The sequence below is a fragment of the Pseudomonas sp. D5(2026) genome (assembly GCF_057766845.1).
This window is the reverse complement of sequence record NZ_CM173421.1, coordinates 4,202,355-4,228,143: the sequence shown is the minus strand read 5'-3', so window position 1 is coordinate 4,228,143 and position 25,789 is coordinate 4,202,355. Positions and strand designations below refer to the sequence as shown.

General features: G+C 61.5%; 26 protein-coding genes. 14 read left to right on the top strand and 12 right to left on the bottom strand.

Going from position 1 to position 25,789, the window contains the following annotated elements:
• Positions 1-167: 167 nt before the first annotated feature.
• A complete protein-coding gene (locus AC3B5Q_RS19555; RefSeq protein ID WP_003252562.1) occupies positions 168-881 on the top strand; it encodes a UTRA domain-containing protein in 714 nt (237 codons plus the stop codon).
• On the opposite strand, the gene AC3B5Q_RS19550 is transcribed toward AC3B5Q_RS19555, so the two are convergent.
• The 7 genes from AC3B5Q_RS19550 to minC all read right to left on the bottom strand — a co-directional run bounded on the left by AC3B5Q_RS19550 (position 878) and on the right by minC (position 7,579).
• Positions 878-3,043: a mechanosensitive ion channel family protein gene (locus AC3B5Q_RS19550; RefSeq protein ID WP_021782478.1), complete on the bottom strand. Its 2,166-nt coding sequence runs from the start codon at positions 3,041-3,043 to the stop codon at positions 878-880. The genes AC3B5Q_RS19555 and AC3B5Q_RS19550 overlap by 4 nt on opposite strands.
• Positions 3,044-3,087: 44 nt before the next feature.
• On the bottom strand, positions 3,088-3,255 hold the full coding sequence (locus AC3B5Q_RS19545) for a hypothetical protein (protein ID WP_016501052.1): 168 nt from the start codon (positions 3,253-3,255) through the stop codon (positions 3,088-3,090).
• A 136-nt stretch (positions 3,256-3,391) separates the two neighbouring features.
• On the bottom strand, positions 3,392-4,681 hold the full coding sequence (locus AC3B5Q_RS19540; protein WP_021782477.1) for a M18 family aminopeptidase: 1,290 nt from the start codon (positions 4,679-4,681) through the stop codon (positions 3,392-3,394).
• A gap of 169 nt (positions 4,682-4,850) precedes the next feature.
• Complete coding sequence (locus AC3B5Q_RS19535) at positions 4,851-5,486, bottom strand: RluA family pseudouridine synthase (protein WP_019436776.1); 636 nt, start codon at positions 5,484-5,486, stop codon at positions 4,851-4,853.
• Positions 5,487-5,637: 151 nt separating this feature from the next.
• On the bottom strand, positions 5,638-5,892 hold the full coding sequence (gene minE / locus AC3B5Q_RS19530) for a cell division topological specificity factor MinE (protein ID WP_021782476.1): 255 nt from the start codon (positions 5,890-5,892) through the stop codon (positions 5,638-5,640).
• 3 nt (positions 5,893-5,895) lie between these two features.
• Positions 5,896-6,708: a septum site-determining protein MinD gene (gene minD, locus AC3B5Q_RS19525; RefSeq protein ID WP_003252574.1), complete on the bottom strand. Its 813-nt coding sequence runs from the start codon at positions 6,706-6,708 to the stop codon at positions 5,896-5,898.
• A 109-nt stretch (positions 6,709-6,817) separates the two neighbouring features.
• Positions 6,818-7,579 carry a septum site-determining protein MinC gene (minC, locus tag AC3B5Q_RS19520; RefSeq protein ID WP_021782475.1) on the bottom strand — a complete coding sequence of 254 codons (762 nt, stop codon included), beginning with the start codon at positions 7,577-7,579 and terminating at the stop codon, positions 6,818-6,820.
• 111 nt (positions 7,580-7,690) lie between these two features.
• Here minC and AC3B5Q_RS19515 point away from each other — a divergent pair, with 111 nt between their 5' ends.
• Complete coding sequence (locus AC3B5Q_RS19515) at positions 7,691-8,626, top strand: lipid A biosynthesis lauroyl acyltransferase (RefSeq protein ID WP_084850366.1); 936 nt, start codon at positions 7,691-7,693, stop codon at positions 8,624-8,626.
• A 145-nt stretch (positions 8,627-8,771) separates the two neighbouring features.
• Positions 8,772-9,920, top strand: a complete 1,149-nt coding sequence (locus AC3B5Q_RS19510) for a patatin-like phospholipase family protein (protein WP_021782473.1) — start codon at positions 8,772-8,774, stop codon at positions 9,918-9,920.
• An 87-nt stretch (positions 9,921-10,007) separates the two neighbouring features.
• Here the strand turns inward: AC3B5Q_RS19510 and AC3B5Q_RS19505 are convergent, their stop codons facing one another.
• Together AC3B5Q_RS19505 and mlaY are read right to left on the bottom strand one after the other, a co-directional pair.
• Positions 10,008-10,754: an MlaA family lipoprotein gene (locus AC3B5Q_RS19505; RefSeq protein ID WP_373604735.1), complete on the bottom strand. Its 747-nt coding sequence runs from the start codon at positions 10,752-10,754 to the stop codon at positions 10,008-10,010.
• Positions 10,755-10,827: 73 nt separating this feature from the next.
• Positions 10,828-12,126: a lipid asymmetry maintenance lipase MlaY gene (gene mlaY, locus AC3B5Q_RS19500; RefSeq protein WP_021782471.1), complete on the bottom strand. Its 1,299-nt coding sequence runs from the start codon at positions 12,124-12,126 to the stop codon at positions 10,828-10,830.
• Positions 12,127-12,316: 190 nt separating this feature from the next.
• Here mlaY and AC3B5Q_RS19495 point away from each other — a divergent pair, with 190 nt between their 5' ends.
• Positions 12,317-12,670, top strand: a complete 354-nt coding sequence (locus AC3B5Q_RS19495; RefSeq protein ID WP_021782470.1) for a hypothetical protein — start codon at positions 12,317-12,319, stop codon at positions 12,668-12,670.
• A gap of 537 nt (positions 12,671-13,207) precedes the next feature.
• Here the strand turns inward: AC3B5Q_RS19495 and AC3B5Q_RS19490 are convergent.
• Positions 13,208-14,773 carry a glycoside hydrolase family 17 protein gene (locus AC3B5Q_RS19490; protein ID WP_028698287.1) on the bottom strand — a complete coding sequence of 522 codons (1,566 nt, stop codon included), beginning with the start codon at positions 14,771-14,773 and terminating at the stop codon, positions 13,208-13,210.
• 197 nt (positions 14,774-14,970) lie between these two features.
• Here AC3B5Q_RS19490 and AC3B5Q_RS19485 point away from each other — a divergent pair, with 197 nt between their 5' ends.
• The 8 genes from AC3B5Q_RS19485 to AC3B5Q_RS19450 all read left to right on the top strand — a co-directional run bounded on the left by AC3B5Q_RS19485 (position 14,971) and on the right by AC3B5Q_RS19450 (position 23,988).
• Complete coding sequence (locus tag AC3B5Q_RS19485) at positions 14,971-15,831, top strand: glycine betaine ABC transporter substrate-binding protein (RefSeq protein WP_021782468.1); 861 nt, start codon at positions 14,971-14,973, stop codon at positions 15,829-15,831.
• 438 nt (positions 15,832-16,269) lie between these two features.
• Positions 16,270-16,581, top strand: a complete 312-nt coding sequence (locus tag AC3B5Q_RS19480; protein WP_021782467.1) for a DUF485 domain-containing protein — start codon at positions 16,270-16,272, stop codon at positions 16,579-16,581.
• On the top strand, positions 16,578-18,242 hold the full coding sequence (locus tag AC3B5Q_RS19475) for a cation acetate symporter (RefSeq protein WP_021782466.1): 1,665 nt from the start codon (positions 16,578-16,580) through the stop codon (positions 18,240-18,242). Before AC3B5Q_RS19480 ends, AC3B5Q_RS19475 begins: the two co-directional genes overlap by 4 nt.
• A 154-nt stretch (positions 18,243-18,396) precedes the next feature.
• Positions 18,397-18,882 (top strand): CS1 type fimbrial major subunit, encoded by a 486-nt coding sequence (locus tag AC3B5Q_RS19470; protein WP_021782465.1) that lies wholly within the window; start codon positions 18,397-18,399, stop codon positions 18,880-18,882.
• A gap of 68 nt (positions 18,883-18,950) precedes the next feature.
• A complete protein-coding gene (locus AC3B5Q_RS19465) occupies positions 18,951-19,442 on the top strand; it encodes a CS1 type fimbrial major subunit (RefSeq protein ID WP_084850776.1) in 492 nt (163 codons plus the stop codon).
• Between the two features lie 74 nt (positions 19,443-19,516).
• A complete protein-coding gene (locus tag AC3B5Q_RS19460) occupies positions 19,517-21,985 on the top strand; it encodes a CS1-pili formation C-terminal domain-containing protein (RefSeq protein ID WP_488392719.1) in 2,469 nt (822 codons plus the stop codon).
• 78 nt (positions 21,986-22,063) lie between these two features.
• Entirely contained in the window at positions 22,064-22,813 is a 750-nt protein-coding gene (locus AC3B5Q_RS19455) for a fimbrial biogenesis chaperone (RefSeq protein ID WP_021782462.1), read from the top strand.
• Positions 22,814-22,824: 11 nt separating this feature from the next.
• Entirely contained in the window at positions 22,825-23,988 is a 1,164-nt protein-coding gene (locus AC3B5Q_RS19450) for a hypothetical protein (protein ID WP_103443860.1), read from the top strand.
• Between the two features lie 73 nt (positions 23,989-24,061).
• Here the strand turns inward: AC3B5Q_RS19450 and AC3B5Q_RS19445 are convergent, their stop codons facing one another.
• A complete protein-coding gene (locus AC3B5Q_RS19445) occupies positions 24,062-24,214 on the bottom strand; it encodes a DUF3309 family protein (RefSeq protein WP_003252624.1) in 153 nt (50 codons plus the stop codon).
• 206 nt (positions 24,215-24,420) lie between these two features.
• On the opposite strand from AC3B5Q_RS19445, the gene AC3B5Q_RS19440 reads away from it, so the two are divergent.
• Both AC3B5Q_RS19440 and csrA read left to right on the top strand, forming a co-directional pair.
• Entirely contained in the window at positions 24,421-25,230 is an 810-nt protein-coding gene (locus AC3B5Q_RS19440) for an SDR family oxidoreductase (RefSeq protein ID WP_084850779.1), read from the top strand.
• 120 nt (positions 25,231-25,350) lie between these two features.
• Positions 25,351-25,530 (top strand): carbon storage regulator CsrA, encoded by a 180-nt coding sequence (gene csrA, locus AC3B5Q_RS19435; protein WP_021782459.1) that lies wholly within the window; start codon positions 25,351-25,353, stop codon positions 25,528-25,530.
• A 14-nt stretch (positions 25,531-25,544) separates the two neighbouring features.
• Here csrA and AC3B5Q_RS19430 read toward each other — a convergent pair whose 3' ends face one another.
• Positions 25,545-25,772 (bottom strand): YheU family protein, encoded by a 228-nt coding sequence (locus AC3B5Q_RS19430; protein WP_004575803.1) that lies wholly within the window; start codon positions 25,770-25,772, stop codon positions 25,545-25,547.
• Positions 25,773-25,789: the final 17 nt, after the last annotated feature.

The following is a 25,789-nucleotide window of genomic DNA, read 5'->3' as shown; positions in this document are numbered from 1 at the left end:
GCTACAGCGTAGACCAGGTAATCGCCCCGGCTCTGCTGGCTTGGCGCGTTTCTGGCAATGGCTGGCCTAAGCTTTGTCACAGGATGTTCATCAGCCCTGCATAGGCTTGCACTGTTCTCCAAATGCCCTGTGATGGGGCTGGACTAGTCCAGATAGGTAACCTTTTGATGCAGTCGACGCCCCCGCGTGCGGTAACAGCCATCTGTCATGCCCTGCAGGAGCAGATCGAGCATGGTCTGCTGGCGCCGGGCGGCAAGCTGCCGGCCGAGCGGCGGCTCAGCGAGGTGTTCGACACCACGCGCATTACCCTGCGTGAGGCGTTGGTGCAGCTGGAGGCCCAAGGCCTGATCTACCGCGAAGAGCGCCGAGGCTGGTTCGTTGCACCGCAGCGCTTGACCTACGACCTGATCGAGCGCAGCCACTTCCATGCCATGGTGCGCGATCAGGGGCGGGTGGCCAGTACCGAACTGCTGTCGGCGAGGCTGCAGCCGGCTTCGGCGGCCATTTGTGCACGCTTGCAGCTGCCGGCGTTGTCCAGCGTGGTGCGCGTCTGCCGGTTACGGCGGATTGACGGGCGGGCGGTGCTGTATGCCGAGCACTACCTCAACCCCCGGTACTTTCCCGGCATTCTTGAACACGACCTGGCGCAGTCACTGACCGAGATTTATGGGCGGGTGTATGGCATCGAATACGGGCAGGTGTGCTTCGAGATCCTGCCGACAGCGTTGCCGGTGGAGGCGGCCAGTGCCTTGAAAGTATCGGCGGGCAGCCCGGGGTTGCACATTACCCGGGTCAACAGTGACCAGCATGGGCACCTGATCGACTGCGACCTCGAGTATTGGCGGCATGATGCCATTCGCATCAGGGCGCAGGCAGGCTAGCGTGCTGGCTGCTCCTGCGAACCGGCCTCTGTCATTCCACCCCCACCGGCTGTCACCACCTGCACCGACAACCGCGGCGTTGCCAGGTCAAGCCCGGCCTCGTCCAGTTGCCGCTTCAAGGCCAGGTTGAATGCCCGCGACACCTCCCACTGCTTGATCGGCGCGGTCTTGAACCGCGCCCGCAAGATCGCCGAGCCTGACTCGAAGCTCTCCACCCCCTGCAGCTCCAACGGTGACCAGATGTTGCGGCGCATCAGCGGGTCATTGCGCAGCTTCTGCCCCACTTCGCGAATCAGCGTGATCGCCTGGTCGATGTTCATGCTGTGCGGGATTGCCACGCGGAAGATTGCGTAGCCGAACTCTCGCGAGTAGTTCTTGATGCTCTTGATCTCGCTGAACGGGATGGTATGCACAATGCCGTCGATGTCGCGCAGGCGCACGGTACGAATGGTCAGCCCTTCCACCGTGCCCAGGTGGCCGCCGACATCCACATAGTCGTCGATGGCCAGCGAATCCTCGATGATGATGAACAGGCCGGTGATCAGGTCGGCCACCAGCGACTGCGCGCCAAAACCGATGGCCAGGCCGATCACACCGGCACCGGCCAGCAGCGGGGTGACGTTCATGCCCATGTTGGCCAGTGCGACGATGACCGCGATGATGAAGATGACCACGAACATCACGTTGCGGATCAACGGCATCATGGTTTGCGCACGGGCGTTGGCCAGCCCCCGGCGCGAGCCCACCAGGGCATGGTGTACGGCGGTGTCGGCAAGGATCCATACCAGCCAGGCCACCATCAGCGTACCGGCCAGGCCCAGCAGGCGCAGGCTGACGTCATGGCCGTCGCCCTCGGCGAAGCTGATCATCGACACGCCCCACACGCGCAGGCCCAACTCGATGAACACCAGCCAGATGAACAGGTGCACCAGCAGGTAGCCGAAGTTGCGCAGGCGCTCGGTGTACACCGCCTGGCGCTTGCTGGCCCGCTTGGGGTTGGCAGTATGGCGGCGCACCAGGCCGTTGAGCACCATGCACACCACCACCAGCACCGTGCACATCAGCGACTGGCGTAGGGCGGTGCTGGTGTCGCCGGCGGAGACGAAGGTGGCGAACAGCGAAATGGCCACAAGGATCAGCGCCGGAATGAACCAGAAGCTGCCGAGGATCTCGATGGTATCGCTGAGGGTGCGTCGGGTCAGTCGCCTCGACAGTGGCTGGTTGCGGATCAGGTGGGCGATCGGGCGGCGGAAGCGCAGGATGAACAACCCGGTGCACAGCGCCGCAATCACATTGGCCAAGGTAGCCAGGGCGTGGGCCAGGTGAGTACCGAGGGCCACCAGCATGCGTGGATCGCTCATCGCCTCGCCAAACGCGGCGAAGCTGCCGATCAGCCACAACGGGCGAAACGCCTGGCGCCGCAGGATGTGCAGGGCACGGTGGCGGTGTGGGCCGTCCAGCAAGGAAAAGGCGATGACGCAAATGGCCGAGAAGCAGGTACCGACCACCAGTGCGTAGGCCAGCACCATGGCCAGGGATTTGCCCAGCGATGGCGGCAGCACGAAACTCAGGTACACCGTGAACACCAACGCGACCAACCATGGGCCGAGCTTGCGCAAGGCAAAGCGCACCAGGTCCCAGGTACGCGGGTGCTGTGGCAGTTCTTCGCTCAGGCCAAAGCGCAGGCGGACCCGATGGCCGACCCAGTTGAAGGCATAGGCCAGCACGCTCCACACGGCAATCACTGCAGCAAAACCGAACAGGATCGCCGGCCATTGGTGCACGGGCACCACCAGTTCCGCCAGTTCGGCCTGGGCCTGTTCGATTTCCGCGGCCCAGCGGTGGAATGGACTGGCATCGCCGCTGAACTGTTTTTCAAAGTCGTGCAGGGCACCGCCGATCAGGCCGAGCACACCCTGTTCAACGCTGGGTTGCGATTGCCGGGTGGCGTCGCGCAGCTTTTTCAGGTCGGCCAGCAGCTTGGCCCGTTGCTGATCGTTTTCGAGGTTCTTGATCACCTCGTCCAGCGATTTGCCCAGCGGCTCGGTGGCCTCTGGCTGCGCGGGCGCGCTGCCGCCCAGCAGGCCAGGCAGGCCCGCCGCTTGTGCCGGGGCAATGAAAAGCAATAGCAGCAGGAACAGGTAACGCAGGAGGGCAGGCACTGGAAAATCTACCTCAGGTCAAACGATTGACCGAGTGTAGAGGTTTATGTCGGCAGTTTCTCGAGGATCTTCCAGCAGGTGAGGCCGAAAATACCCAAGGTGCCGATCCACATCATCAGTACACCGATGTTGCGTTCGCGCATGCTGAAGCCGATGGTCAGCAGCATCAGGAACAGGAACACCGGCACGAACAGAGACAGGAACGGGGACATGGACAGCAATCCTTTTGCAGTGGGGCCATGTAACAAGCATAGCGCTTGGCAAACGAGGCGTGATTGACCTTGAGCACGTTCAGGCAGGCCCGGCCTCTTCGCGGTTATACCCGCGAAAAGGCCGGGCCTGCTTGCATCAAGGCAGCTCGCGGCTACGGTAGAACGCGGTCAGTACCTTCACCAGGTGCGCCAGGTCATGGCTGCCGCACAGCTCGCGAATGGAATGCATGGCAAATGTCGGCAAACCGATATCCACCGTGCGCACACCCAGGTGGCTGGCGGTGATCGGCCCGATGGTCGAGCCACAGCCCATGTCGCTGCGCACCACGAAGCTCTGCACCGGTACTTCCTCGGCCATGCACAAGTGGCGGAAGAACCCTGCAGTCTCGCTGTTGGTGGCGTAGCGCTGGTTGTTGTTCACTTTGATCACGGGCCCGGCGTTGAGCTTGGGGCCGTGGTTGCCGTCATGCTTGTCGGCGTAGTTGGGATGCACGCCGTGGGCGTTGTCGGCCGACACCATCAGCGAGCGCTGGAGGGTGCGCACATAGGTGTCGCCATCGGGCAGCAGGCGCTGCAGGGTCTGCTCCAGCATCGGGCCATCGGCACCGCAGGCCGAGCAACTGCCGACTTCTTCGTGGTCGTTGCACACCAGCACACAGGTTTCGTCGCTATCGGCGGCCAGCAGGGCCTGCAAACCGGCGTAGCACGACAGCAGGTTGTCCAGGCGGGCGCCGGCGATGAAGTCGCCATTCAGGCCGATCAGCGCGGCGTCCTGCGTGTCGTAGAAGCTCAGCTCGTAGTCCAGCACCACGTCGGCGATCAATTCATGCTCGCGGGCCAGTTGCTCGGTGAGCAGGGCGCGGAAGTCGATGCGCTCGTCACCAGCCACTTGGGCGAGGATGGGGGGCAGTTCGTTCTGCGGGTTGATCGCCCAGCCTTCGTTGGCGGTGCGGTTCAGGTGGATCGCCAGGTTGGGGATGATCGCGATTGGCAGCTTGAAGTCGATCAGCTGGCTTTCGACCTTGCCGTCACGGCGGTAGGTGACGCGGCCGGCCAGCGACAGGTCGCGGTCGAACCAGGGTGCCAGCAACGCGCCGCCATACACTTCCACGCCCAGTTGCAGGAAGCCCTGGCGCTGAAGCTCGGGCTGAGGCTTGACCCGCAAGCACGGGCTGTCAGTGTGGGCGCCGACCATGCGGATGCCACTGAGCAGCGGCGACTGCGTGCCCAGTTTGATGGCGATGATTGAAGAATCGTTGCGGGTGACGTAGTAGCGGCCGCCGCCCTCGGGGTCCCAACTGTCGCGCTCGTCCAAGCGCTTGTAGCCGGCCGCCTCAAGGCGCTGGACCAGGCTGGCGGTGGCGTGGAAGGGCGTGGGGGAGGCCTTGAGAAAGTCGATAAGGCCGGTATTCAGTGCATCGCGCATAGCTCACTCCAGACAGCAGTGGCGCGAGTTTAACGCAGAATGTCGACAATTGGTGTCTGCATCTTCGCGGCCAAAGCCGCTCCCACAGGTATTACACAGCCCCTGAGAGCAGCGCGGTACCTGTGGGCGCGGCTTTAGCCGCGAAGAGGCTGGTACAGGCCCTGAAAAATCAGAACGGCGCCGGGCACTCGAACTTCAACCGCTGCCCGGACACCGGGTGGGTAAAGCTCAGCATCGAGGCATGCAGACAAAGCCGCTCATGAGCTGCCAGGGCTTGCGGGTTGGCGTATAACCGATCACCCAGCAGCGGGTGCCCGATCGACAGCATGTGCACGCGCAGCTGGTGCGAACGCCCGGTAATCGGTGTCAGCTCCACCCGACAGTGATCGCCGCAGCGCTCGACGATACGCCAGAAGGTCAGGGCGTGCTTGCCCTGCTCGTGGTCCACCACATGCCGTGGTTTGGTCGGTGGGTCGTAACGCAGCGGCAGGTCGATGCTGCCGCTGTCGAGCGCCGGCTGGCCCCAGCACAGTGCGGTGTAGGCTTTTTCGGTTTCACGGTCGTGGAACTGGCGCGACAGCTCGCGGTGGCTGTCGGCATCGCGTGCCAGCAGGATGATGCCGGAGGTTTCCCAGTCCAGACGGTGCACGATCAGCGCATCGGGGTAGCCGTTTTCCTGCAGGCGGGTGATCAGGCAGTCCTTGTTGTCCTCGGCACGGCCAGGGACCGACAGTAGCAGGGTCGGTTTGTTGATCACCAGGATGGCGGCGTCTTCGAAGAGGATCTGGACATTCGACAGCGGCATTACAGGTCTCACGAAAATAGCAGTAAACGCTGGGGCCGCTTTGCGGCCCTTCGCGGGCAAGCCCGCTCCTACAAAGGATATGCATTCCCCTGTAGGAGCGGGCTTGCCCGCGAAGGGCTGCAAGGCAGCCCCAAATTGTCGACTACGCGGATCAGCGATCCGGCAGGGTGATGTTCAGCTCCAGAATCGAGCAGCTGCCCTGGTTTTCCAGTTCGATATGCACGTCATCGTTGCCGATGTTCACATATTTGCGGATCACTTCCAGCAGTTCTTTCTGCAGCGCGGGCAGGTAGTCCGGCTCGCTGCGTTGGCCGCGCTCGTGCGCCACGATGATCTGTAGACGCTCTTTCGCTACCGACGCGCTGGACTGTTTCTGTCTGCCACGAAAGAAGTCAAAAAGGTTCATGGTTTATTTGCTCCCGAAAATGCGCTCGAAGAATCCCTTCTTCTGTACATCGATGAAGCGCATCGGCTTCTCTTTGCCCAGCAGGCGGTCGACCGCATCACTGTAGGCCTGGCCGGCATCGCTCTGGTCATCGAGAATGACCGGGATACCTTGGTTGGACGCCTTGAGGACGGCCTGCGATTCCGGGATCACACCCTTGAGCTTGATCGACAGGATTTCTTCGACGTCGGCCACGCTCAGCATTTCACCCTTGACGACGCGCTCTGGGTGGTAGCGGGTGATCAGCAGATGCTCCTTGATCGGCTCTTCGCCGTTTTCGGAGCGGCGCGACTTGCTCGACAGAATGCCCAGCATGCGGTCGGAGTCACGTACCGAAGAAACCTCCGGGTTGGTTACCACGATAGCTTCGTCGGCGAAGTACATGGCCAGGTGGGCACCTTTTTCGATACCGGCCGGCGAGTCGCAGATGACGTACTCGAAGTCTTTCTTCAGGTCCATCAGTACCTTTTCCACGCCTTCCTGGGTCAGCGCGTCCTTGTCACGGGTCTGGCTGGCGGCCAGCACGTACAGGTTCTCGAGGCGCTTGTCCTTGATCAGGGCCTGCTGCAGGTTGGCTTCGCCGTTGACCACGTTGACGAAGTCGTACACCACGCGGCGTTCGCAGCCCATGATCAGGTCGAGGTTACGCAGGCCCACGTCGAAGTCGACAATGACGGTCTTGTGGCCGCGCAGTGCGAGGCCGGTACCAATGGCGGCGCTGGTAGTGGTCTTGCCCACACCCCCCTTGCCGGAAGTAACCACGAGAATCTTGGCCAAGGTGTTTCACCCCTAAAAATAGTCGGGACACTTGTCCCTGCAAAAAACTGAAATAGCTAAATAAAGGCAACGGTAAAAAAGTTGCTCTAAAAATGCTGGCAAGTATCCGTTAAAGACGGGTGATGTTCAACACGTCACCAGACAGGCTGACTTGCACGCTGGTACCCCACAGTGGATCCCGGCGCAGGTCTTCGCAGACCTTGTACTGGCCAGCGATCGAGACCATTTCGGCGGTCATCTGCTGGCAGAAGATACGCGCCTTGGTGTTGCCTTTGATGCCGGCCAGGGCGCGGCCGCGCATGGCGCCGTACACATGGATGTTGCCATCGGCCAGAAGTTCCGCACCTGGGCTGACCGAGGCGGTAACAATCAGGTCTCCCCCCTGAGCATAGATCTGTTGGCCACCGCGTACTGGCGAAGTAATGATGCGGGTCGGGCGCACCTCGGGTTCGGGGGGCGGTGGTGGCGCCGGGGCCGGTTCGGGCTTTTTGACCACCTCGGGCTCTGGCTCCAGCGGCCGTTCGCGGGCCCCTGACGGCGGCAGCACCGGCAGGTCGATGGCGATGGCGGCGGCGATGTCCTCGATGCGGTTGGCGCGGATGGCCAAGGTACGCAGGCCGTGGTGGCGGCAGATTCGCATCAAGCCGGGCAGGTCGACCGCTCCTTCGTCGGCCGGCAGCTTGTCCAGCGCCAGCACCAGCGGTGTATTGCTGAAGAAGTTCGGGGCCTGGGCGACTTTGGCCGCCAACTGGCGGTCGAGGGCTTCAAGGTCATTGCGTGCCAGTTCCAGTACCGTAATGGCGAGCATGCTGCCCTTGAGCTGGAACACGGAGGCGGTGTCGGGTGTGTGGTTTGGGCTCATGGTCTGCATAGACGGCTTGTTGCGAAAAAAGTGCCCTGACTTATAACGAGAACACCGGTTGCCCGCAACATGCGCTGATCCGTTGTAGAATGCGCGGCCTTTGTCTTTCCGGATGCTTCAATGGAACGCCCGCGTTTTCGTCCCTATTACCTTCACCCCAAGTTCTGGGGCCTGTGGCTGGGCCTGGGCCTGCTGTGGCTGGTAGTCCAGTTGCCGTACCGGGTGCTGCTGAAAATCGGTGCCGCGCTGGGCGCTGTCATGTATCACTTTGCCGGTGAACGTCGGCGCATTGCCGCGCGCAACCTGGAACTGTGCTTCCCGGAGCTGTCGGTCGACGAACGGCAGCGTTTGCTCAAGGCCAACTTTGCCTCAACCGGCATCGCCTTCTTCGAAATGGCCATGAGCTGGTGGTGGCCCAAGGCCAGGTTGGCGCGCCTGGCCCATATCGAGGGCCTTGAGCACCTGCAAGCCGCCCAGCAGGCGGGGCAGGGCGCGATCCTCATGGCGGTGCACTTCACGACCCTGGAAATCGGCGCCGCGCTGCTCGGCCAGCAGCACACCATCGACGGCATGTACCGCGAACATGGCAATGCGCTGTTCGATTTCATCCAGCGCAGCGGCCGCGAGCGGCACAACCTCGACTCGCTGGCGGTGGAGCGTGAAGACGTGCGCGGCATGCTCAAGCTGCTGCGTTCGGGCCGGGCGATCTGGTACGCACCGGACCAGGACTATGGCGCCAAGCAAAGTATCTTCGTGCCACTGTTCGGCATCCCGGCAGCGACGGTAACGGCCACTACCAAGTTCGCCCGGTTGGGGAAGGCGCAGGTGATTCCGTTCACCCAGAAGCGCCTGGAGGATGGTAGCGGCTATCGGCTGGTCATCCACCCGCCGCTGGCGGATTTCCCCGGGGAAAGCGAAGAGGCCGATTGCCTGCGCATCAACCAGTGGGTCGAGAGCGTATTGCGCGAGTGCCCCGAGCAGTACCTGTGGGCGCACCGCCGTTTCAAGTCGCGGCCCGAAGGGTTGCCGCGGCTGTATGACAAGAAAAAGCGCTGAACCTTGTAAGCAGGCCTGGCCTCTTCGCGGGTAAACCCGCTCCTGCAGGATTACCACAGGTTCTGCATATTGCGGGGCCCTGTGGGAGCGGGTTTACCCGCGAAGAAGCCGGGCATGAAAGCACCTTGACCCCAGGAAGGACTCCATGGCTCCCCCCCCGGTAACCGGTCTCATCCTTTCTGGCGGCGGCGCCCGCGCCGCCTACCAGGTCGGCGTGCTGGCGGGCATCGCCGAGTTGCTGCCCGCCGGCGCGCACAACCCGTTCCCGGTCATTGTTGGCACCTCCGCCGGGGCCATCAACGCTGTCACCCTGGCCAGTGGTGCGGTGCACTTCAACGACGCCGTGCAGCGGCTCACTGCCTTCTGGCAGAATTTCCGCAGCCATCTGGTCATCCGCAGCGACTGGCCCGGGGTCGTGCGCCAGGCCAGCCGTTTCGTCGGCCACAACCTGCTGGGGCTGGGTGGCCAGGCCCCTGTGGCGTTGCTCGACAGCAGTCCGTTGCGCAGCCTGCTGCAAACGCACCTGAACCTGGATGGTATCGGCCACGCCTTGGCCGCCGAGCAACTGCGCGCCGTGGCGGTGACCGCCTTTGGCTACGAGTCTGGCCAGGCGGTGACCTTCTACCAGGGCCGCGGCACCATCGAGGCCTGGCTGCGTCACCGGCGTATTGGTGTACCCGCACCGCTGACCATCGACCACCTGCTGGCCAGCGCGGCGATTCCGCTGCTGTTCGCCCCGGTGCAACTGGGCGGTGAATATTATGGCGACGGTGCAGTGCGCCAGTCGGCGCCGATCAGCCCGGCCTTGCATCTGGGCGCCAGCCGGGTGCTGGTGGTCGGGGTCAGCGGAAACCCGCAGCGGCCAGCGCCACCGGTGCCGCCCCAACGTGTGTTCAGCGGGCAGCAACCGAGCCTGGCGCAGATCGGCGGGCACATGCTCAACAGTACATTCATCGACAGCCTGGAAGACGATATCGAACTGCTGCAGCGCCTCAACCACTTGAGCGGGCTATTGCCGGCGCACCTTGATGCCCGGCGCCTGGGGTTGGCACCGATCGATGTTCTGGTGGTGGCGCCCAGCCAGCCGCTGGATGAGATTGCCGCTCGGCACCGCCGTGAGTTGCCGGCGGCGTTGCGCCTGTTTTTACGTGGGCCAGGGGCGACGCGCACCAGCGGGGCGGGGGTGTTGAGCTATTTGCTGTTCGAGGCCAGCTATTGCAGTGAACTGATCGAACTGGGGCGGCGCGATGCCCTGGCCAAGAAGCGCGAGCTTTGTGAATTCCTGGCGATTTGATGTTGTCTGTGCGGGCCCTTTCGCGACAAGGAGGTGCGCCAATACCTGTGTAGGCGCGGGTTCACCCGCGAAAGGGCCGCAGCAGGCTTACTCGGCTATCTGCAACTTGCGCGCCTGGGTATATACATACCGCACCTTTTCATACTCGAACGGCGAGTTGAGCTGGCCATAGCGGAATTTGGTCGTATAGCGCTTGTCCACCACGCGCAGGGCGAAGATTTCCGGGTGGTCGCTGCTGACTTCAGCCACGTTCAGGTAGTTGACTGCCTGCTCTCCCGCATAGTCCACCACAATCCCGGTGGTATCGCGCAGGTTCGATGGCCCTAGCACCGGCAGCATCAGGTAGGGCCCCTCTGGTACGCCATAGAAGCCCAGGGTCTGGCCAAAGTCCTCACTCTGGCGCGGCAGGCCCATGCTGGTCGCCGGGTCCCACAGCCCACCCACGCCGATAATGGTGTTGAACATCAGTCGCGCAGTGATTTCTGCCGAGCGCTTGGCTTTGAGCTGCAACACGCTGTTGAACAGGTTCGGCACATCGCCAAGGTTGTTGAAGAAGTTGCTCACCCCCGTGCGCACGAAGCTTGGGGTGACATACTGGTAGCCATTCACCAGCGGCAGCAGCACCCATTGGTCCAGTCGGTAGTTGAAGTGATAGATGCGCCGGTTGATCGACTCCAGCGGGTCGTACACGTTAAGCGCCGCCAAGGTTGAGCGCTCGAACTCGCGCTGATCCAGCCCAGGGTTGAATTTCAGCTCACGCAGCGGGTCGAGGAAGCCATCAGCTTCAGGCACCAGGGGCGCGGTACCGACCACCTGCGGGTCGGCCTCGACCACGCTGGCTCGCGGTGCGGTTTCGGCGGCCAGGGTGTGACCAGCGGCAAGCAAGGCAGTGGCGAAGAGGAGTTTGTTAACCACGGAAGAACTCCAGCATGGCGTCACTGTTGACGCGATAGTTGAGGTTGCCGCAATGGCCGCCATGGGGGTAAAGGGTCAGTCGGTCACCGAACACCTTGCGTAAAAAGCCAATGTCGCCCGGGCCGAGAATGACGTCATCGGCGTTGTGCATCACGGCGATCTTGTCACTGCTGCGCAGGTAGTCTTCCAGCGCATACAGGCTTACCTGGTTGACCAACTGCAGGATGCTGTTGCCGTCTGTGCGGGCGCGCCACATCGGAATCACCTGTTCGGTCATGTAGCAGTCGAAGTCGCACTGCAGGGCGCGCTTGAAGAACGGCGTGAGGCTGCTGCCTTCGGTGATCGGGAACTTCGGCGGAATGATCAGGCCGCGGCGGTTGATCAGGTCGGAGGTAAAAGCGATGTCTGCTGCCGAGAAGCGGAACGAGGTACCGATCAGCATGGCCATCTGTTCGTTGGACAGGTGCTGGCGCGACTGCTGGAAGTCGTACAGCAGGGCGTCGTTCAGGTCGATGTAGCCCTTGTCCTGGAAGTAACGGGTGAGCTTTTCCAGCATCAGCTCGTAGAACGTGGTGCTACGGTCGATGCCCTTGACCTGGGTTTGCACCAGTTTGTCGAGGTTGTTGATCGAGGTGTAGAGGTTGACCGGTGGGTTGAGCAGCAGCACACGCTTGAAGTTGAAGCTGCGGCGGGTTTCGTCCAGGTGGCTGACGAAGGCGGCGTCGAGCGCACCCAGGCTGTAACCGGTGAGGTAGAAATCACTGACCGGCAGGCGTGGATGCTGGGCGCGCACGGCCTGCATCACCCGGTACATGTCTTCGGCGTCTTCCTGGCTGATGCCGGGGGTAGCAAAGCGTGAGGCTGCACTCATGAAGTCATAGCTGGTGGGCGATGACAGTTGCACCACGTGGAAACCCGCCTTGTAGAACAGCTTTTTCAGGTATTCATTGATGCTGCTGCTGTAGGGCGCGCCGGTGCCGGCGATGATGAAGATCAGCGGCGCTTCGCGATCCTGTCGAGCCAGGCGGTACTTGAGCTTCTTCACGGCCCAGAAGTTGTCGGGCAAGGTGAACTCACGTTCCGGGCGCAAGTTCAGGCTGTAGTCGGACTGATTGATTTCATCGTCGTTTGGCAAGTCAGGGCGCTTGTCCGGCGGCGTGGTGGCGATGGTCGCCTCGAACGGGTTGGTCAAAGGGTAGCCATAGCTGGCAGCGTCGATATCCCGCGCTGAAGCGGCCACAGCCATGAGCAGGCTGCCGAGCAGGGCAGCGAGGCGCAAAGATCGAAGCATTTAATCCCCCAAAAGAACGCAAGGTCGAGCAGTGTGCAGGCTAGGACCACAGCCAGGCGGGCAAAGTTGCCCGCTGCGGTGGCCTTTGGCGTACTTGCTATCTGCAACATAGCTGCCGGGGTGTGATTTTGCCTTAGAAACGGGCATAAGCGATCATGGACGTTTTCGATTACCGCTATTGGAGAACAGGATGTCTCGTTCGCTGCCGACGGTGCTGCTGGTGCTGTTTCTGGGGCTTTGGCTCGCGGCCAGTTATGGTGTGCGTTACGGCCTGATGGAGGATGGCCAGTGGGTAGGGCTGTGCGCAGTGCCGACGGCGTACTGGCAGTGCGAGGTGCGTTCGCTGCTGGGGTTGGGCATTCACCATCAGGTGATGGCCTGGGGCGGGCTGGGTCTTGCGCTGCTGGCGCAGGTGGCTCCCGGCCGCGCTGGCTGGTGGCTGGCGGTGCTGGCCCTGGTGTTCGCGGTGCCGGCGCTGGTGCTGTATACCGCCAGCATTGCAGTGTTTGCGCTGGTATTGGCGGGGTTGCGCCTGGTCAGGTAATTGCGGTGCGGCTGACAGGCGTCCGTTTTGGAATTTGTGGTGGGGCGGAGATCGAGCGCCGCCCGCGCGGCGCATCGCGAGCTGCGCTCGCTCCTACGTTTGTTTTTGGCCAGTAACGCCTGTGGCAGGCGCGCGCGACCGCCTTCTCGTACGACGCGATATCGAGCCATGCGCCAAGGCGTACGCGCACAGATCTCACAGGCATGATTGGCCCGAAACAAACGTAGGAGCGAGCGCAGCTCGCGATGCTGCGGCGTGGCTGACAGGTGTCCGTTTTGGATTTTGTGGTGGGGCGGAGATCGAGCGCCGCCCGCGCGGCGCATCGCGAGCTGCGCTCGCTCCTACGTTTGTTTTTGGCCAGTAACGCCTGTGGCAGGCGCGCGCGACCGCCTTCTCGTACGACGCGATATCGAGCCATGCGCCAAGGCGTACGCGCGCAAAACCCACAGGAATGACTGGCCCGAAACAAACGTAGGAGCGAGCGCAGCTCGCGATGCGCCGCGCGGGCGGCGCTCGATCTCCGCCCCACCGCAAAAATCAAGCCTGGCGTAACCGCAAACTCCGCCACAACGCCGCTGTCATCAGCACACTCACCACAGCCCAGCTCCAGGCCTGTTGGTTCTCCAGCCCTTCCACGAACAACTGCGGCGCCACCCCGGCCCCGACGATGAACGCCAGCAACGCCACCTCCGGCCGCCGCGCCCGCACCGGCCACAACACATACACCAGCGCCGGCAACGCCAGCGCTGCGCTGGGGAAACTGCGGTAGCGTGGGTCGAACACCAGTGCCAACATGCTCACCGCCGCCGCAAAGCCCGCCGCCAGCAACAGCCAGCCAGCTTGCACCTGCAGCCGGGCGAACAAGCGCTCACGCCAGCCGGCTCGCCGCGCCAGCGCCAACAACGCATGGGCCAGCACCAGCAGGTTCAGCCCGGCCAGCATCAGTGCCCATAACCACTCCCCGGCAAAGCGCGCATGGGTACGCATCAACTCGCCCCACAGGCCCAGGCAAGCGGCGCCAAACGCCGCCAGCAATGGCAGCAGCAAGGCCGCCATCGGTGTAGCGGGGCGCCCGGCCAGCACCAGCATGATCACCATCAGCACGGCACTGGCCAGCAGCCACCGCGGCCAGTCATGCAGATTGCTCACTGGCCCTTCGAGCACACCCTTGTCCTGCCGGTCCGCGTCGTATAACCCCCAGTAGCCGCCCACCGCGCCCTCATTGACGCGTTTCCATGGCTGATCGAAGGCTTCGATCAGGTTGTAGTGCCAGCCATTGCGCTCGGCCATGGCCACAAAGCCGCGGATGAAGCGCGCTTCATTGACCCGGCTGGGTACCGCAGTTTCGCGTTGGCGGCCTTCGCTGGGCCAGCCGGTTTCGCCAATCAGTATGTCCTTGGGCGCGAAGCGTGTGCCGAATACCCGGCGCACGTCGGCGACGTGGGCCAAGGCCTCGTCGATGCCACGCGGGTCGTCCTCCCAGTAGGGCAGCAGATGGATGGTCAGGAAGTCCACTGCCGGGGCCACCTGCGGGTGCTGCAGCCAGAACTCCCAGACATCGGCGTAGGTCACCGGTACCTTGACCTGGCTCTTCACCCGCCCGATCAGCTTGGCCAGGTGGGCACCGGTCACCTCCTTGCGCAACAGTGTCTCATTGCCGACGATCACCGCGCTGACCACGTCAGGGTTGGCGTTGGCAGCGGCGATCAGCAGGTTGATTTCCTTCTCGGTGTCGGCCGGGTGGGCATTCACCCAGGCGCCCAGCATCACCTTCAGACCGTGCTTGCGTGCCAGCGCCGGGATTGCCTCAAGACCGCTCATGGAATAGGTACGGATGCACTGAAACCGCTCGGCCAGTAACGCCAGGTCGGCGTCCATCCGCGCCGGGCGCAGGCGAAACGGCTGGTCGTAAGGCGATTGGTCTTTGTCAAAAGGTGTGTACGAGGCGCACTGCAGCTTGTGTGCAGGGCTGGCCGCATCGGGCAGGTGCACTGGCTTGCCCAGTCCGTACCAGAGCCCCCCCAGCCCGAACAGGGCCAGCAGGCAGGCAAGCAGGTACAACGGTAACAACAGGCGGCTACAACTGGGCATCGGGCGGTCCATCGTCTGGCACAAAAGGTTAGATAGTAGCCCGGCGCCAAACCTTTGGCATGCAAGGATCGCGCAGGCCGCTGCCGGCCGATGGCGCTAATGGCATAGTGCTGTCGCATATGGGGCGGGTACAGGTCGCAGCTGGATCAGGTCGTCTTGTGTTGCAGGAAGATGATGCAATCTCCAAGACCTGACGAGGGGATGCTTTGATGGCAACTTTGAAGAAAATGCGACGTTTACTGGGTGTGGGCACCGCCCTGGTAATGGCCATGAGCGCTGCACAGGCTATGGCCAAAGAAGTAAGCATTGGTTACGTGGATGGTTGGGCCGACAGCGTGGCGACCACCAACGTGGCTGCCGAAGTAATCAAGCAAAAACTCGGCTACGACGTGAAGTTGCAGGCCGTTGCCACGGGGATCATGTGGCAGGGTGTGGCAACTGGCAAGCTCGATGCCATGTTGTCGGCCTGGTTGCCGGTGACCCATGGCGAGTACTGGGCCAAGAACAAGGACAACGTGGTCGACTACGGCCCGAACTTCAAGGACGCCAAGATCGGCCTGATCGTCCCCGAGTACGTCAAGGCAGTGAGCATCGCCGACCTCAAGACCGATAACAGCTTCAAGGACAGGATCGTCGGCATTGATGCAGGCTCCGGTGTGATGCTCAAGACCGACCAGGCAATCAAGGACTATGGCCTGACGAGTTACAAGTTGCAGGCCAGCTCGGGCGCTGCGATGACTGCGGAGCTGGGCCGTGCCTATGCCAAGCACCAGTCGATTGCGGTGACCGGTTGGGTTCCGCACTGGATGTTCGCCAAGTGGAAGCTGAAGTTCCTCGAAGATCCGAAAGGCGTATATGGCGCGTCGGAAACCGTTAACAGCATCGGCAGCAAGGAACTGGCAACCAAGGCACCGGAAGTGGCGGAGTTCCTGAAGAAGTTCAACTGGCAGTCCAAGGACGAGATTGGCGAGGTGATGCTGGCGATTCAGGAAGGGGCCAAGCCTGAAGCGGCAGCCAAGGACTGGGTAGCCAAGCACCCTGATCGTGTGAAGGAGTGGACTGGCAAGTAACTTTGGGCGTTTCACGTTGTTTTTTTAAAGCCAGTTAGATCGAGCGCCGCCCGCGCGGCGCATCGCGAGCTGCGCTCGCTCCTACGTTTGTTTCGGGCCAATTATACCTGTGGGTTTTTCGCGCGAACGCCTTGGCGCATGACGCAATATCGCGTCGTACAAACAAGGCGGTCGCGCGCGCCTGCCACAGGAATGACTGGCCCGAAACAAACGTGGGAGCGAGCGCAGCTCGCGATGCGCCGCGCGGGCGGCGCTGGTTTTATGCCCGACCGCAAAACCTGGACCGGTCCCTTGCCACCCCTGGCCAAATCTCTTCTTTGTTACGCAATCGGTAAAACACCGTTGCATCTAAGACTAAGGTCGTCTGGTTGGCGTCCGGCAGCCGCATAAAGTAAGGGTGTGGGTTCTTCCCCTACCTGTGCTGCTAGGACAAAAACAATGAACGACAGCATTTACCTCTCGATACAAAACAGCCCCCGTTTCAAGGAGCTGGTCACCAAACGCGAACGGTTCGCCTGGATTCTCTCGGCGATCATGCTCGGCCTTTACTGCGCCTTCATCCTCCTGATCGCCTACGGTCCTCATGTGCTGGGCACGAAGCTCAGTCCTGAGTCATCGATTACCTGGGGCATTCCCCTGGGCGTCGGCCTGATCGTCTCGGCATTCGTCCTGACCGCCATCTACGTGCGCCGCGCCAACGGCGAGTTCGATGAGCTGAACAAGGAAATCCTGAAGGAGGCGCAACAATGATTCGCTCTGTCAAAGCTCTGGCCGTACTGGCCTGCGGAGCCTTTGCACCCGCCGTGTGGGCCGCAGATGCCCTGACCGGCGAGGTGCAGAAACAACCGCTGAACGTTTCCGCCATTGCCATGTTCGTGACCTTCGTCGCCTTCACGCTCGGCATCACCTACTGGGCCTCCAAGCGCAACAAGTCGGCATCGGACTACTATGCTGCCGGCGGCAAGATCACCGGCTTCCAGAACGGTTTGGCGATCGCTGGCGACTACATGTCAGCCGCCTCGTTCCTGGGTATTTCCGCGCTGGTGTTCACCTCGGGTTATGACGGCCTGATCTACTCGATCGGTTTTCTGGTCGGCTGGCCGATCATTCTTTTCCTGATTGCTGAACGCCTGCGCAACCTGGGCAAGTACACCTTTGCCGACGTGGCCTCGTACCGCCTCGGGCAAAAGGAAATCCGCACCCTGTCGGCCTCCGGTTCGCTGGTGGTGGTGGCGTTCTACCTGATCGCGCAAATGGTCGGCGCCGGCAAGCTGATCGAGTTGTTGTTCGGCCTGGACTACCATGTAGCGGTGGTCATGGTGGGTATCCTGATGTGCCTGTACGTGCTGTTCGGTGGCATGCTGGCCACTACGTGGGTACAGATCATCAAGGCTGTGCTGCTGCTGTCCGGTGCCAGTTTCATGGCGCTGATGGTCATGAAGCACGTGGGCTTTGACTTCAACACGCTGTTCACCGAAGCGATCAAGGTACACGCCAAGGGTGAGGCGATCATGAGCCCCGGCGGCCTGGTCAAGGACCCGATCTCGGCATTCTCCCTGGGCCTGGCACTGATGTTCGGTACTGCCGGCCTGCCGCACATCCTGATGCGCTTCTTCACCGTCAGTGATGCCAAGGAAGCGCGCAAGAGCGTGCTGTACGCCACCGGCTTCATCGGCTACTTCTACATCCTCACCTTCATCATTGGCTTTGGTGCGATCCTGCTGGTCAGCACCAACCCGGACTTCAAGGACGCGGCAGGCGCTCTACTGGGTGGCAACAACATGGCCGCGGTGCACCTGGCCAATGCGGTGGGTGGCAGTGTGTTCCTCGGCTTCATCTCGGCGGTGGCCTTTGCCACCATCCTGGCGGTGGTGGCTGGCCTGACCCTGGCCGGTGCCTCGGCGGTGTCCCACGACCTGTATGCCAGCGTCTGGCGCAAGGGCAAAGCCAACGACAAGGACGAGATCCGCGTATCGAAGATCACCACTGTCGCCCTGGGTGTGCTGGCGATTGGCCTGGGGATTCTGTTCGAGAAACAGAACATCGCCTTCATGGTCGGCCTGGCGTTCTCCATTGCCGCCAGCTGCAACTTCCCGGTACTGCTGCTTTCGATGTACTGGAAGAAGCTGACCACCCGCGGCGCCATGATCGGCGGCTGGCTGGGCCTGGTGAGTGCGGTGACGCTGATGATCCTTGGCCCGACCATCTGGGTACAGATTCTCGGCCACGAGAAGCCCATCTACCCGTACGAGTACCCGGCGCTGTTCTCGATGGCCATTGCCTTCGTCAGCATCTGGTTCTTCTCGGTCACCGACAAGTCCAAGGCAGCTGAGGATGAGCGCGCGCTGTTCTTCCCGCAGTTCGTGCGTTCGCAGACTGGCCTGGGTGCCAGCGGGGCGGTCTCGCACTAACGTCAACCCCTTGCATTGAAAACGCCCCGCCTGTCGGGGCGTTTTTTATTTTATGCAGTCAGAAACAGCCTACATACAGAGTGAGGCTCTGCCCATAAAGTTTCCTCATGTCGTAAGGGCATCTATAGATGCCGGCACATTTGGGGAATGTTCAATGAAGTTACGCTGTTTGATCACCTTCGCTCTCCTTGGCGTGGCGGGCGCTGCCGGGGCGAAGGAAATACCGCAGGACATCAGTGTCCAAGCTGTCGTGTCGGTTCCTGAATTTCAGGTGAACTCGGTTGACAGTTGGTGGGAAGACGTACTTCAGGCTGAATATGACCCGGATCGGGGTGTCTTCAAGCAAATTGAAAAAGAGGTGTTTGTAAAAAGTACCTACGGCCCGATCTACGCGAAAACCGACCGTTCGGAGTATCGGTTTACCCGGGTGGGCGGTGGAGAAGCGCCCCGTCGATACCACATCATGTTGAATCGCAAAAGAATGGGCACGGCACCGGTTGAAATCGTCAGTGCTGCTGAAGCCGCTCAGGGAAAAAGCATTCAATTCAGGTTCTATCCGATGCCGGAAGCGTCGTCGACTCGCATACCCGGCACCTATGTCACGCAAGCCACCTTGATGTTCGAAACAGGGGCGCCCTGATTCGCAATTCCATTCGGGTGCTCCAGTGTGCCCGCTATTTGTTGTGCAACCGTTAAAGGAAGTTTGATGTGAAATCCTATGTATTGGCTGTCCCGTTCCTTGCATTGTTTGCCGGTGCTGCTGTCGCGTCCGCCCCTGCGCCGATCAGTCAGAATATTTCAGTGACGGCGGTCATTCCCGGGAATGAGTTTTCAGTGGCCCCCATAGGGGACTGGCTGGATAAAGGCGTGACGCTTGAATATGAGCCGGAGCGCGAAGACTTCAAGGCGGTCAGTGAAAGGTTCTCGGCACAGAGTGATGTCGGCGCTATTCAGGCCCACCTGCTGTACACAGCAGCGCTGCAAGACCCGCAAACCGACGAGAAGATTGATCTTATCATCTCTGTTGGGGGTAAACAGTTGGCGTTGACGGCCACGGAGGTCATGAGCGCGGAAGATGCTAAAGTTGGCAAGGAACTTCCCATTACCTTTAATGCCATAAGGCCCGACAGTGGTTATGTAAAGGGTGAGTATGCCGGGACAGTGAGCGTGTTGTTTGAAACTTCCTCCGCCAGCCTTTGACTGAAGCAGTGCCGCCTGCCTCAACTTACTGGATGTTTATCCGTGTAGGGGCAGGTGTTGAAGTGGATTGAATCATGTTCCAGTTTGCTGCACCCGGCCGTGCACTCGCTGTCTGGCTGCTGGGTGCTGCCTGCCTTCTGCCCCTCGAAGTGTTGGCCGAGCGCGCGTCCAGTGCCATTGACCTGAATACATTCGGGCGTTTGCCTGAAGACTTCGAGGCGCACTTCTTCGATGTGCCACTTGCCGTACGAGTGGAGCTTGATCAACGCTACCTCGGTGATGCCATGGTGGTGCTGAGCCGTGATAACCGTGTGCAGTTGCTGGCGTTTACCGACACTGAGCAGAGCACAGAGCCGGCCACACTCAGGCAGTTATGGCAACAGCGCCTGGAGGGCGGGCGCATGCTGGGCGACTGCCTGCAAAACTGCCCGGACGGGTTGCAGGCTATCCATTACAGCCTGGCTAATTCCCAGTTGTCATTGCTGACGTCCAATGCCGAGAAGCTGGAGCAGGACGCGCTCTTCCACCGCCTCCCGGAGCAGAGTGACGCTGGGTTGCTGCTGCGTAACCAGCTCAACCTGGTCAATGATGGCAATCAGACCACGGGCAGAATCGGCCTGCTCGGTCAGGGCAACCTGCATAACTGGACGACGCTTGCCGATGCACGCGTGGATCGTAGCCCATCTGAGCAAGGCGATATGCGTTACCGCATGAACCAGCTTTACGCAGAGAGCATGCACGAAGAGCATTTCTTTCGGCTGGGTTACTTCTCTACTGGCGCAGAAGGCCTCGTGCGCCAGCCAGCCCTCCTGGGGCGTCGCCCTGATAGCACGCTTGGCTTGATGCTGGGCAGCAGTGACAGCCTGCTGGTCGACAATGGCCAAGCCAGCGCCATCCCGGTCTATGTCACGCCGAACCGCCCGGGTATCGTCGAAATCTATCGCAATGGTTCGCTGATCAACAGTCAGCCGGTACAGGCCGGTTTACAGGCGCTCGACACGCGGGTATTGCCTGGCGGCATCTATGATGTAGAGCTGCGTTTGCTCGAAGACGGCCTGGAGACCTCGCGCAGCGAAGCGTCCATCTACAAGCCCAGCCGGTGGCAGAACATGGATAACCGCTGGCGCTACAACCTGTACCTGGGCCAGCAGGTCGAGCTGCTGAGCAACGGGGATGGCGAACGTGAACAGAGCCCGGTGTTCGGGGCCCTTTCCAACTACCTGATGCATCCTGCTGCGGTGCTGGGGCTGTCAGTGCAACAGGTCGATGCTGACCTGCAGTTGGGTACCTCGCTGGACTGGGACGTGCATGAACGGTTCAAGCTTTACGCCAGCCTCAATCAGACCCAAGGCCTGGGCAACGGCGGCGATCTGCAGTTGACCTACACCCATCCTTGGGGCTCGTTGCTACTGAGCCACAACCAGACCTGGCTGGAGCCTGGCAGTAGTGGTCGCGACGATACTTCACAGCGCCAGGTGCGCAGCCGCACCGCCTTTTCGATCAACCAGCGGATAACCGCGCGCAGTTCAGCGACGCTGCGCCTGGAACACAGTGCGGGCTCGGCAAGCGGCCTGGGTGCCGACCTGAGCTGGGCGTTCTACGGGAAGCTGCGGGGGCATCAGAGCAGTGTTCGCCTGTCACTTTTCGACAGGCCTGGAACGCGCAGCAGCGCCGGTGTCCGCAGCCGCGGTGTCAACGTTGCTGTAAGCATGAAGCTCGAGCGCGATGGCAAGCAGCTTGGGGTCGATGTGGGTAGCCGCGCCTCGCGTGAGGGGGGCAATGACCCCTACGCTTCGCTGTGGTATCGGCAGAACGTCGACCTGGGCCCCGTGCACAGCCTGGGGGGCAGCGCGACGCTCGACGGCTATGGCACCAGCCTGGCGGCCAATGGGCGCTTCCACAGCCAGGCGCTGCAGGGCGATGCCTATGCCCAGAGTTCCTCTTTCAACAATAACCTCAGCGGTGGCCTCAACCTGGAAAGCACCCTGGCGCTGGGCGCCGGGAAGCTGGCCATGGGGGGCAGCAACCTGCCGCTCGAAGCCGGCTTGATCATCGATGTCGAAAGCGATCTGCACGGTGTGAAGCTGCGCGCCAACGATGGCCAGGGCATGAGTGCAGTGCTGCACCCCGGGCGCAATATCGTGCCGGTGACGGCGTTCAAATCTGGCCATGTGCGTTTCGACTTCGACACGAAGGACGTGCCGCCAGCACAGATCCAACCCCTCGCTGTGGACTATCACCTCAACCGCGGTGGGGTGGGGTACCACGCAGTGAAAGTCATGCGAACGGTGACTGTGTTTGGCCGGCTGCTCGACGGGCAAGGCCAGCCACTGCACGGCGCGCATGTGGTCAATGACGCCGGGCGCACGGTTGTCGAGGCGGATGGCTATTTCAACGTGGAAATGAGTGAGTCACGGCCCACCCTGGAAATTCGCCATGGCACGGCAGGCAACTGCCTTCTGACATTACCGCCGGACAACTTTGATCGCGAGGATGACCTGCTGATCGTGGGTGATCAGCGGTGTGTGCCCAGTGTGGGCTGAGCCGGCTTTCTGCATGAAGCTGTAGAGGGCCCGATTCCCGGGTCGATGGATTGGATGTTGAGTAAACAGAGGTTGAAGATGCACAGGTTCACATTTCACTTGTCACCCTTGTTGTTCGTTGCGCTGATGCTGCCGTGGTTTGCCCAGGCCGGGCCACAGCTGGATGTCGGCACGCTCTATGACTACCTCGAACCAGGCAAGGGCACCTATGCCAAACGCATCTACAACCGGGGGGACAGTACCGCCTTCGTCAAAGTCAGCGTGCTGGAGTTGGTCTACGACGGTCAGGCAGAACCCCGTGAGGTGGACATCGATGAGCTGCCCTTCGACCAGCGCAGCGTTGTTGCCAGCCCAGCGCGGATGATCATCCCTGCACGCGGTATGCAGGCCGTGCGGTTGCTGTATCGCGGTGAACGGAACCAGGAGCGTTACTACCGGCTGCGCTTCGTCCCGGTGGTGCCGGAACAGGATGACAGCTTCGCACTGGATAAAACGGAGCTTGACGCTTACCGCAAAGAACTCAGTGCCGGTGTGCAGTTTCTGGCCGGCTACGGCACCATTTTGATTACCAAGCCTGCTGCCACGCGGTATCAGACCTCGATCGAGCAAGCCGGTGGGAAATGGACCGTGCGCAACGAGGGCAATGCGACGGTGCTGCTCGACAACGTCCAGGTCTGTGTGCTGAACGAGGAGGAGTGTGAGCCTCCGGCCAAGCACCATCTTCGCCCCGGGCGTAAGCGCGAGTTCGTCGAGAAGCCCGGTGTCGAATACCGCTTTGAGCTGGTGGAAGGCGATGCACGCAAAGCTATGAGCTTCAAGGCCGAGTGAGAGGTAGGGGCATGTTTCGCAAGTGTGCAATGCTGGTACTGCTGTCTGGCGTGTTGGGTTCGTCGTGGGCGCAAGCGGCCGATATTACGCTCAAGCTGCGTTACCGCGGCGAGACCCGGCAGTTTGAAAACCTGACGCCCCGGTCGTCCCCTGTGTGTACTCAGTTGCCGCAGCTTTGTGGCGATCCGCTGCAGGACCTGCTGGATGTGGGGGTCGAGTACTCGAAAACAGTCGATGGCGAAGGCGCCGACGGCTTCTACCTCTCGGCCCCTGTCCAGCCGACTACGCTACTGATGGTCCGTGACCAGACCGGTGAGCAAGTCAGCATGGACTTTGCCATTACCCACCTGGGCGGTGCGGTAACTTCGGACGATGGGGCACCGACGCTTGCGGCGCGCACGGGCCTGGACTCGAGTGGTTGCCAGGTTGCGTTGGCCAGCGCGGCCCATCGCCTGTTTCTGTGGTCGCCAGCCAGCAACGGTTGCTGGGCCAACGTCAATGCGGCGAATGCGAGCACTTACCACGTGAGTCACCTGACGCTGGGCTACAGGTTGAAGACGCCTTTACCGGCGAGCTTGAAGTCGGGCGTGTACCGAGGGCGCGTGGTCTATTCGATAGGCCCTGACAGGGATATAAGCCTGGGTTCGAGCCGAACGGTCTCCGGGCTCACGGACGATTCAGTGGCGATCAACGTCGAGCTGGAGGTGGTGCATGACCTTGAGGTGCGTTTTGAGCCGGGCTCCGAGCAGGTGGCTCTGGTGCCGCGGCACGCGCAGGGGCATGGGAGCCGAGGGCGGGGTGCGACAGACAAGCTGGAAAAAGACGTGACCTTCAGCCTGACTGCCAGTGGCCCGTTCAACGTCTGGGCGCTGTGCAGCACGGGGCTGGGCAGCACGTGCAATTTACGCTCGGCCAAGGGCCATGATATACCGCTGTATCTGGCCATGACCTTGCCAGGTGTGTCCTACCATGGCCGTTCGCTCTATCGGCAGGCAATGTCCTTTGGCGGAGCTGAGAACGCCATGAGCCTGGAAGTCCCGCCAGAGGGTGTGACCGGCAGCCAAGGGCAGTTGCATTTTCATGTATACCCTCGCGGCCACACCCAGGAACAGGACATGTTGCCTGGTATCGAGTATCACGCTGTGGTGACGATGGTGTTCGATGCGAACCTGTAGGACGGCAACCGGGTGTTGCGACCCGCTTGCCATTAACCTCAACTGGTTGGATGAAGTGGCTATCCGCAGCGCGTCATATCATCCCAAGCAACAGCAGTACCAGCAGAATCACCAACACCACGCCAATAATGCCGGAAGGGCCATAGCCCCAGCTGCGCGAGTGGGGGAAGACCGGTAAGCCACCGATCAGCAGCAGAATCAGGATGATGATAAGGATCGTGGTCATGTCAAAGTCCTTGCATGATTAGGGGGCAAGAGCCTGAGATTGCTGGCCTCTCGATAATTCGGACCGGTGCGGGTTGGCAAAGATTCCATCCCCGTGCAGCCGTCTGCCCAATCATGCCCCCCCATTCACTACCCTGATGAATCCTGCTGGATGGCAACGCCTTGATTAGACTCACCGGACTACCTGTCAGAACAAGGCCTGCGACCATGCAAAAACGCATCATGATCACCGGCGCCGGGTCCGGCCTCGGCCGCGAGATTGCCCTGCGCTGGGCACGTGAGGGCTGGCGCCTGGCACTGGCCGATGTTAACGAAACCGGCCTGCGCGAAACGCTGGAGCAGGTTCATCAGGCCGGTGGCGACGGCTTCGTCCAGCGCTGCGATGTGCGCGACTATAGCCAGCTGACGGCCCTTGCCCAGGCCTGCGAAGAGAAGTTTGGTGGGGTCGATGTGATCGTCAACAACGCCGGTATCGCTTCGGGCGGGTTCTTCGCCGAGCTGTCGCTGGAAGACTGGGACTGGCAGATCGCCGTCAATCTGATGGGCGTGGTCAAGGGTTGCAAGGCGTTCCTGCCGCTGCTGGAGCGCAGCAAGGGGTGCATTATCAACGTCGCCTCGATGGCTGCACTGATGCAGGGCCCGGGCATGAGCAACTACAACGTGGCCAAGGCCGGTGTGCTGGCATTGTCGGAAAGCCTGCTGGTGGAGTTGCGCCAGATTGAGGTGGCGGTGCACGTGGTGTGCCCGTCGTTCTTCCAGACCAACCTGCTGGACTCGTTCCGCGGGCCGAACCCGGCGATGAAGGCACAGGTGGGCAAGTTGCTCGAAGGTTCGCCGATCAGTGCGGCAGACATTGCCGACTATATCCATCAGCAGGTCGCTGCAGGCGAGTTCCTCATCCTGCCCCATGAGGCAGGGCGCCAGGCCTGGCAACTGAAACGCCAGGCCCCTGAGCGGCTGTATGACGAGATGGCCGAAATGGCGGTGAAAATGCGGGCAAAAGCCCAGTCGCGATGATTGTTCTGTAGGAGAAGTTACTCAAATGCGTAAGGGGCTTCTGAATCGCAGTGGAGCTATTGAGTAGCTGAATGCCTACGGGGCAGGCTCCGGTTTTCCCTTTTGCAGGAGGATCGGAACATGCTGGTAATAGGGCGTGAAGTGGGGGAGGTCATCATGATTGGCGATGATATCCGGATCATGGTGGTGGAGACCCGGGACGGCGTGGTGCGCTTTGGTGTGGATGCCCCGCGTGAGGTGCCGGTGCATCGAGCCGAAGTTTACAAGCGCATCAAGGCGTCCAAGCAGAACAAGGCCTGAACAGGCCAGACCTGCTATTCGAGCAGTTCGCGGGGCACATCATGCTTGGCCAGCAACTGGCACTGCTGGCTTTCCAGGTCGAAAAGGATGAAAGCCTGGCCTTTGGCCAACGCCTGGCGTACTCGCAGCACGCGGGTTTCCAGCGGGGTATCGTCGCCGTTGTCAGTGCCGTCGCGGGTAACGAAGTCCTCGATCAGGCGGGTCAGGGTTTCGGCTTGCAGTTGGTCGTAGGGGATCAGCATGGTCGGGTGGTGTCTGA

Coding starts and splice junctions, on each gene's coding strand:
- AC3B5Q_RS19555 (WP_003252562.1), top strand. CDS start 168: ATGCAGTCGACGCCCCCGCGTGCGGTAACAGCCATCTGTCATGCCCTG.
- AC3B5Q_RS19480 (WP_021782467.1), top strand. CDS start 16,270: ATGAACGACAGCATTTACCTCTCGATACAAAACAGCCCCCGTTTCAAG.
- AC3B5Q_RS19485 (WP_021782468.1), top strand. CDS start 14,971: ATGGCAACTTTGAAGAAAATGCGACGTTTACTGGGTGTGGGCACCGCC.
- AC3B5Q_RS19535 (WP_019436776.1), bottom strand. CDS start 5,486: ATGCCGCTGTCGAATGTCCAGATCCTCTTCGAAGACGCCGCCATCCTG.
- AC3B5Q_RS19445 (WP_003252624.1), bottom strand. CDS start 24,214: ATGACCACGATCCTTATCATCATCCTGATTCTGCTGCTGATCGGTGGC.
- AC3B5Q_RS19510 (WP_021782473.1), top strand. CDS start 8,772: ATGGCTCCCCCCCCGGTAACCGGTCTCATCCTTTCTGGCGGCGGCGCC.
- AC3B5Q_RS19540 (WP_021782477.1), bottom strand. CDS start 4,681: ATGCGCGATGCACTGAATACCGGCCTTATCGACTTTCTCAAGGCCTCC.
- AC3B5Q_RS19430 (WP_004575803.1), bottom strand. CDS start 25,772: ATGCTGATCCCCTACGACCAACTGCAAGCCGAAACCCTGACCCGCCTG.
- AC3B5Q_RS19450 (WP_103443860.1), top strand. CDS start 22,825: ATGTTTCGCAAGTGTGCAATGCTGGTACTGCTGTCTGGCGTGTTGGGT.
- csrA (WP_021782459.1), top strand. CDS start 25,351: ATGCTGGTAATAGGGCGTGAAGTGGGGGAGGTCATCATGATTGGCGAT.
- AC3B5Q_RS19495 (WP_021782470.1), top strand. CDS start 12,317: ATGTCTCGTTCGCTGCCGACGGTGCTGCTGGTGCTGTTTCTGGGGCTT.
- AC3B5Q_RS19455 (WP_021782462.1), top strand. CDS start 22,064: ATGCACAGGTTCACATTTCACTTGTCACCCTTGTTGTTCGTTGCGCTG.
- AC3B5Q_RS19475 (WP_021782466.1), top strand. CDS start 16,578: ATGATTCGCTCTGTCAAAGCTCTGGCCGTACTGGCCTGCGGAGCCTTT.
- mlaY (WP_021782471.1), bottom strand. CDS start 12,126: ATGCTTCGATCTTTGCGCCTCGCTGCCCTGCTCGGCAGCCTGCTCATG.
- AC3B5Q_RS19440 (WP_084850779.1), top strand. CDS start 24,421: ATGCAAAAACGCATCATGATCACCGGCGCCGGGTCCGGCCTCGGCCGC.
- minC (WP_021782475.1), bottom strand. CDS start 7,579: ATGCAGACCATGAGCCCAAACCACACACCCGACACCGCCTCCGTGTTC.
- AC3B5Q_RS19515 (WP_084850366.1), top strand. CDS start 7,691: ATGGAACGCCCGCGTTTTCGTCCCTATTACCTTCACCCCAAGTTCTGG.
- AC3B5Q_RS19470 (WP_021782465.1), top strand. CDS start 18,397: ATGAAGTTACGCTGTTTGATCACCTTCGCTCTCCTTGGCGTGGCGGGC.
- AC3B5Q_RS19490 (WP_028698287.1), bottom strand. CDS start 14,773: ATGGACCGCCCGATGCCCAGTTGTAGCCGCCTGTTGTTACCGTTGTAC.
- minE (WP_021782476.1), bottom strand. CDS start 5,892: ATGAACCTTTTTGACTTCTTTCGTGGCAGACAGAAACAGTCCAGCGCG.
- AC3B5Q_RS19545 (WP_016501052.1), bottom strand. CDS start 3,255: ATGTCCCCGTTCCTGTCTCTGTTCGTGCCGGTGTTCCTGTTCCTGATG.
- AC3B5Q_RS19460 (WP_488392719.1), top strand. CDS start 19,517: ATGTTCCAGTTTGCTGCACCCGGCCGTGCACTCGCTGTCTGGCTGCTG.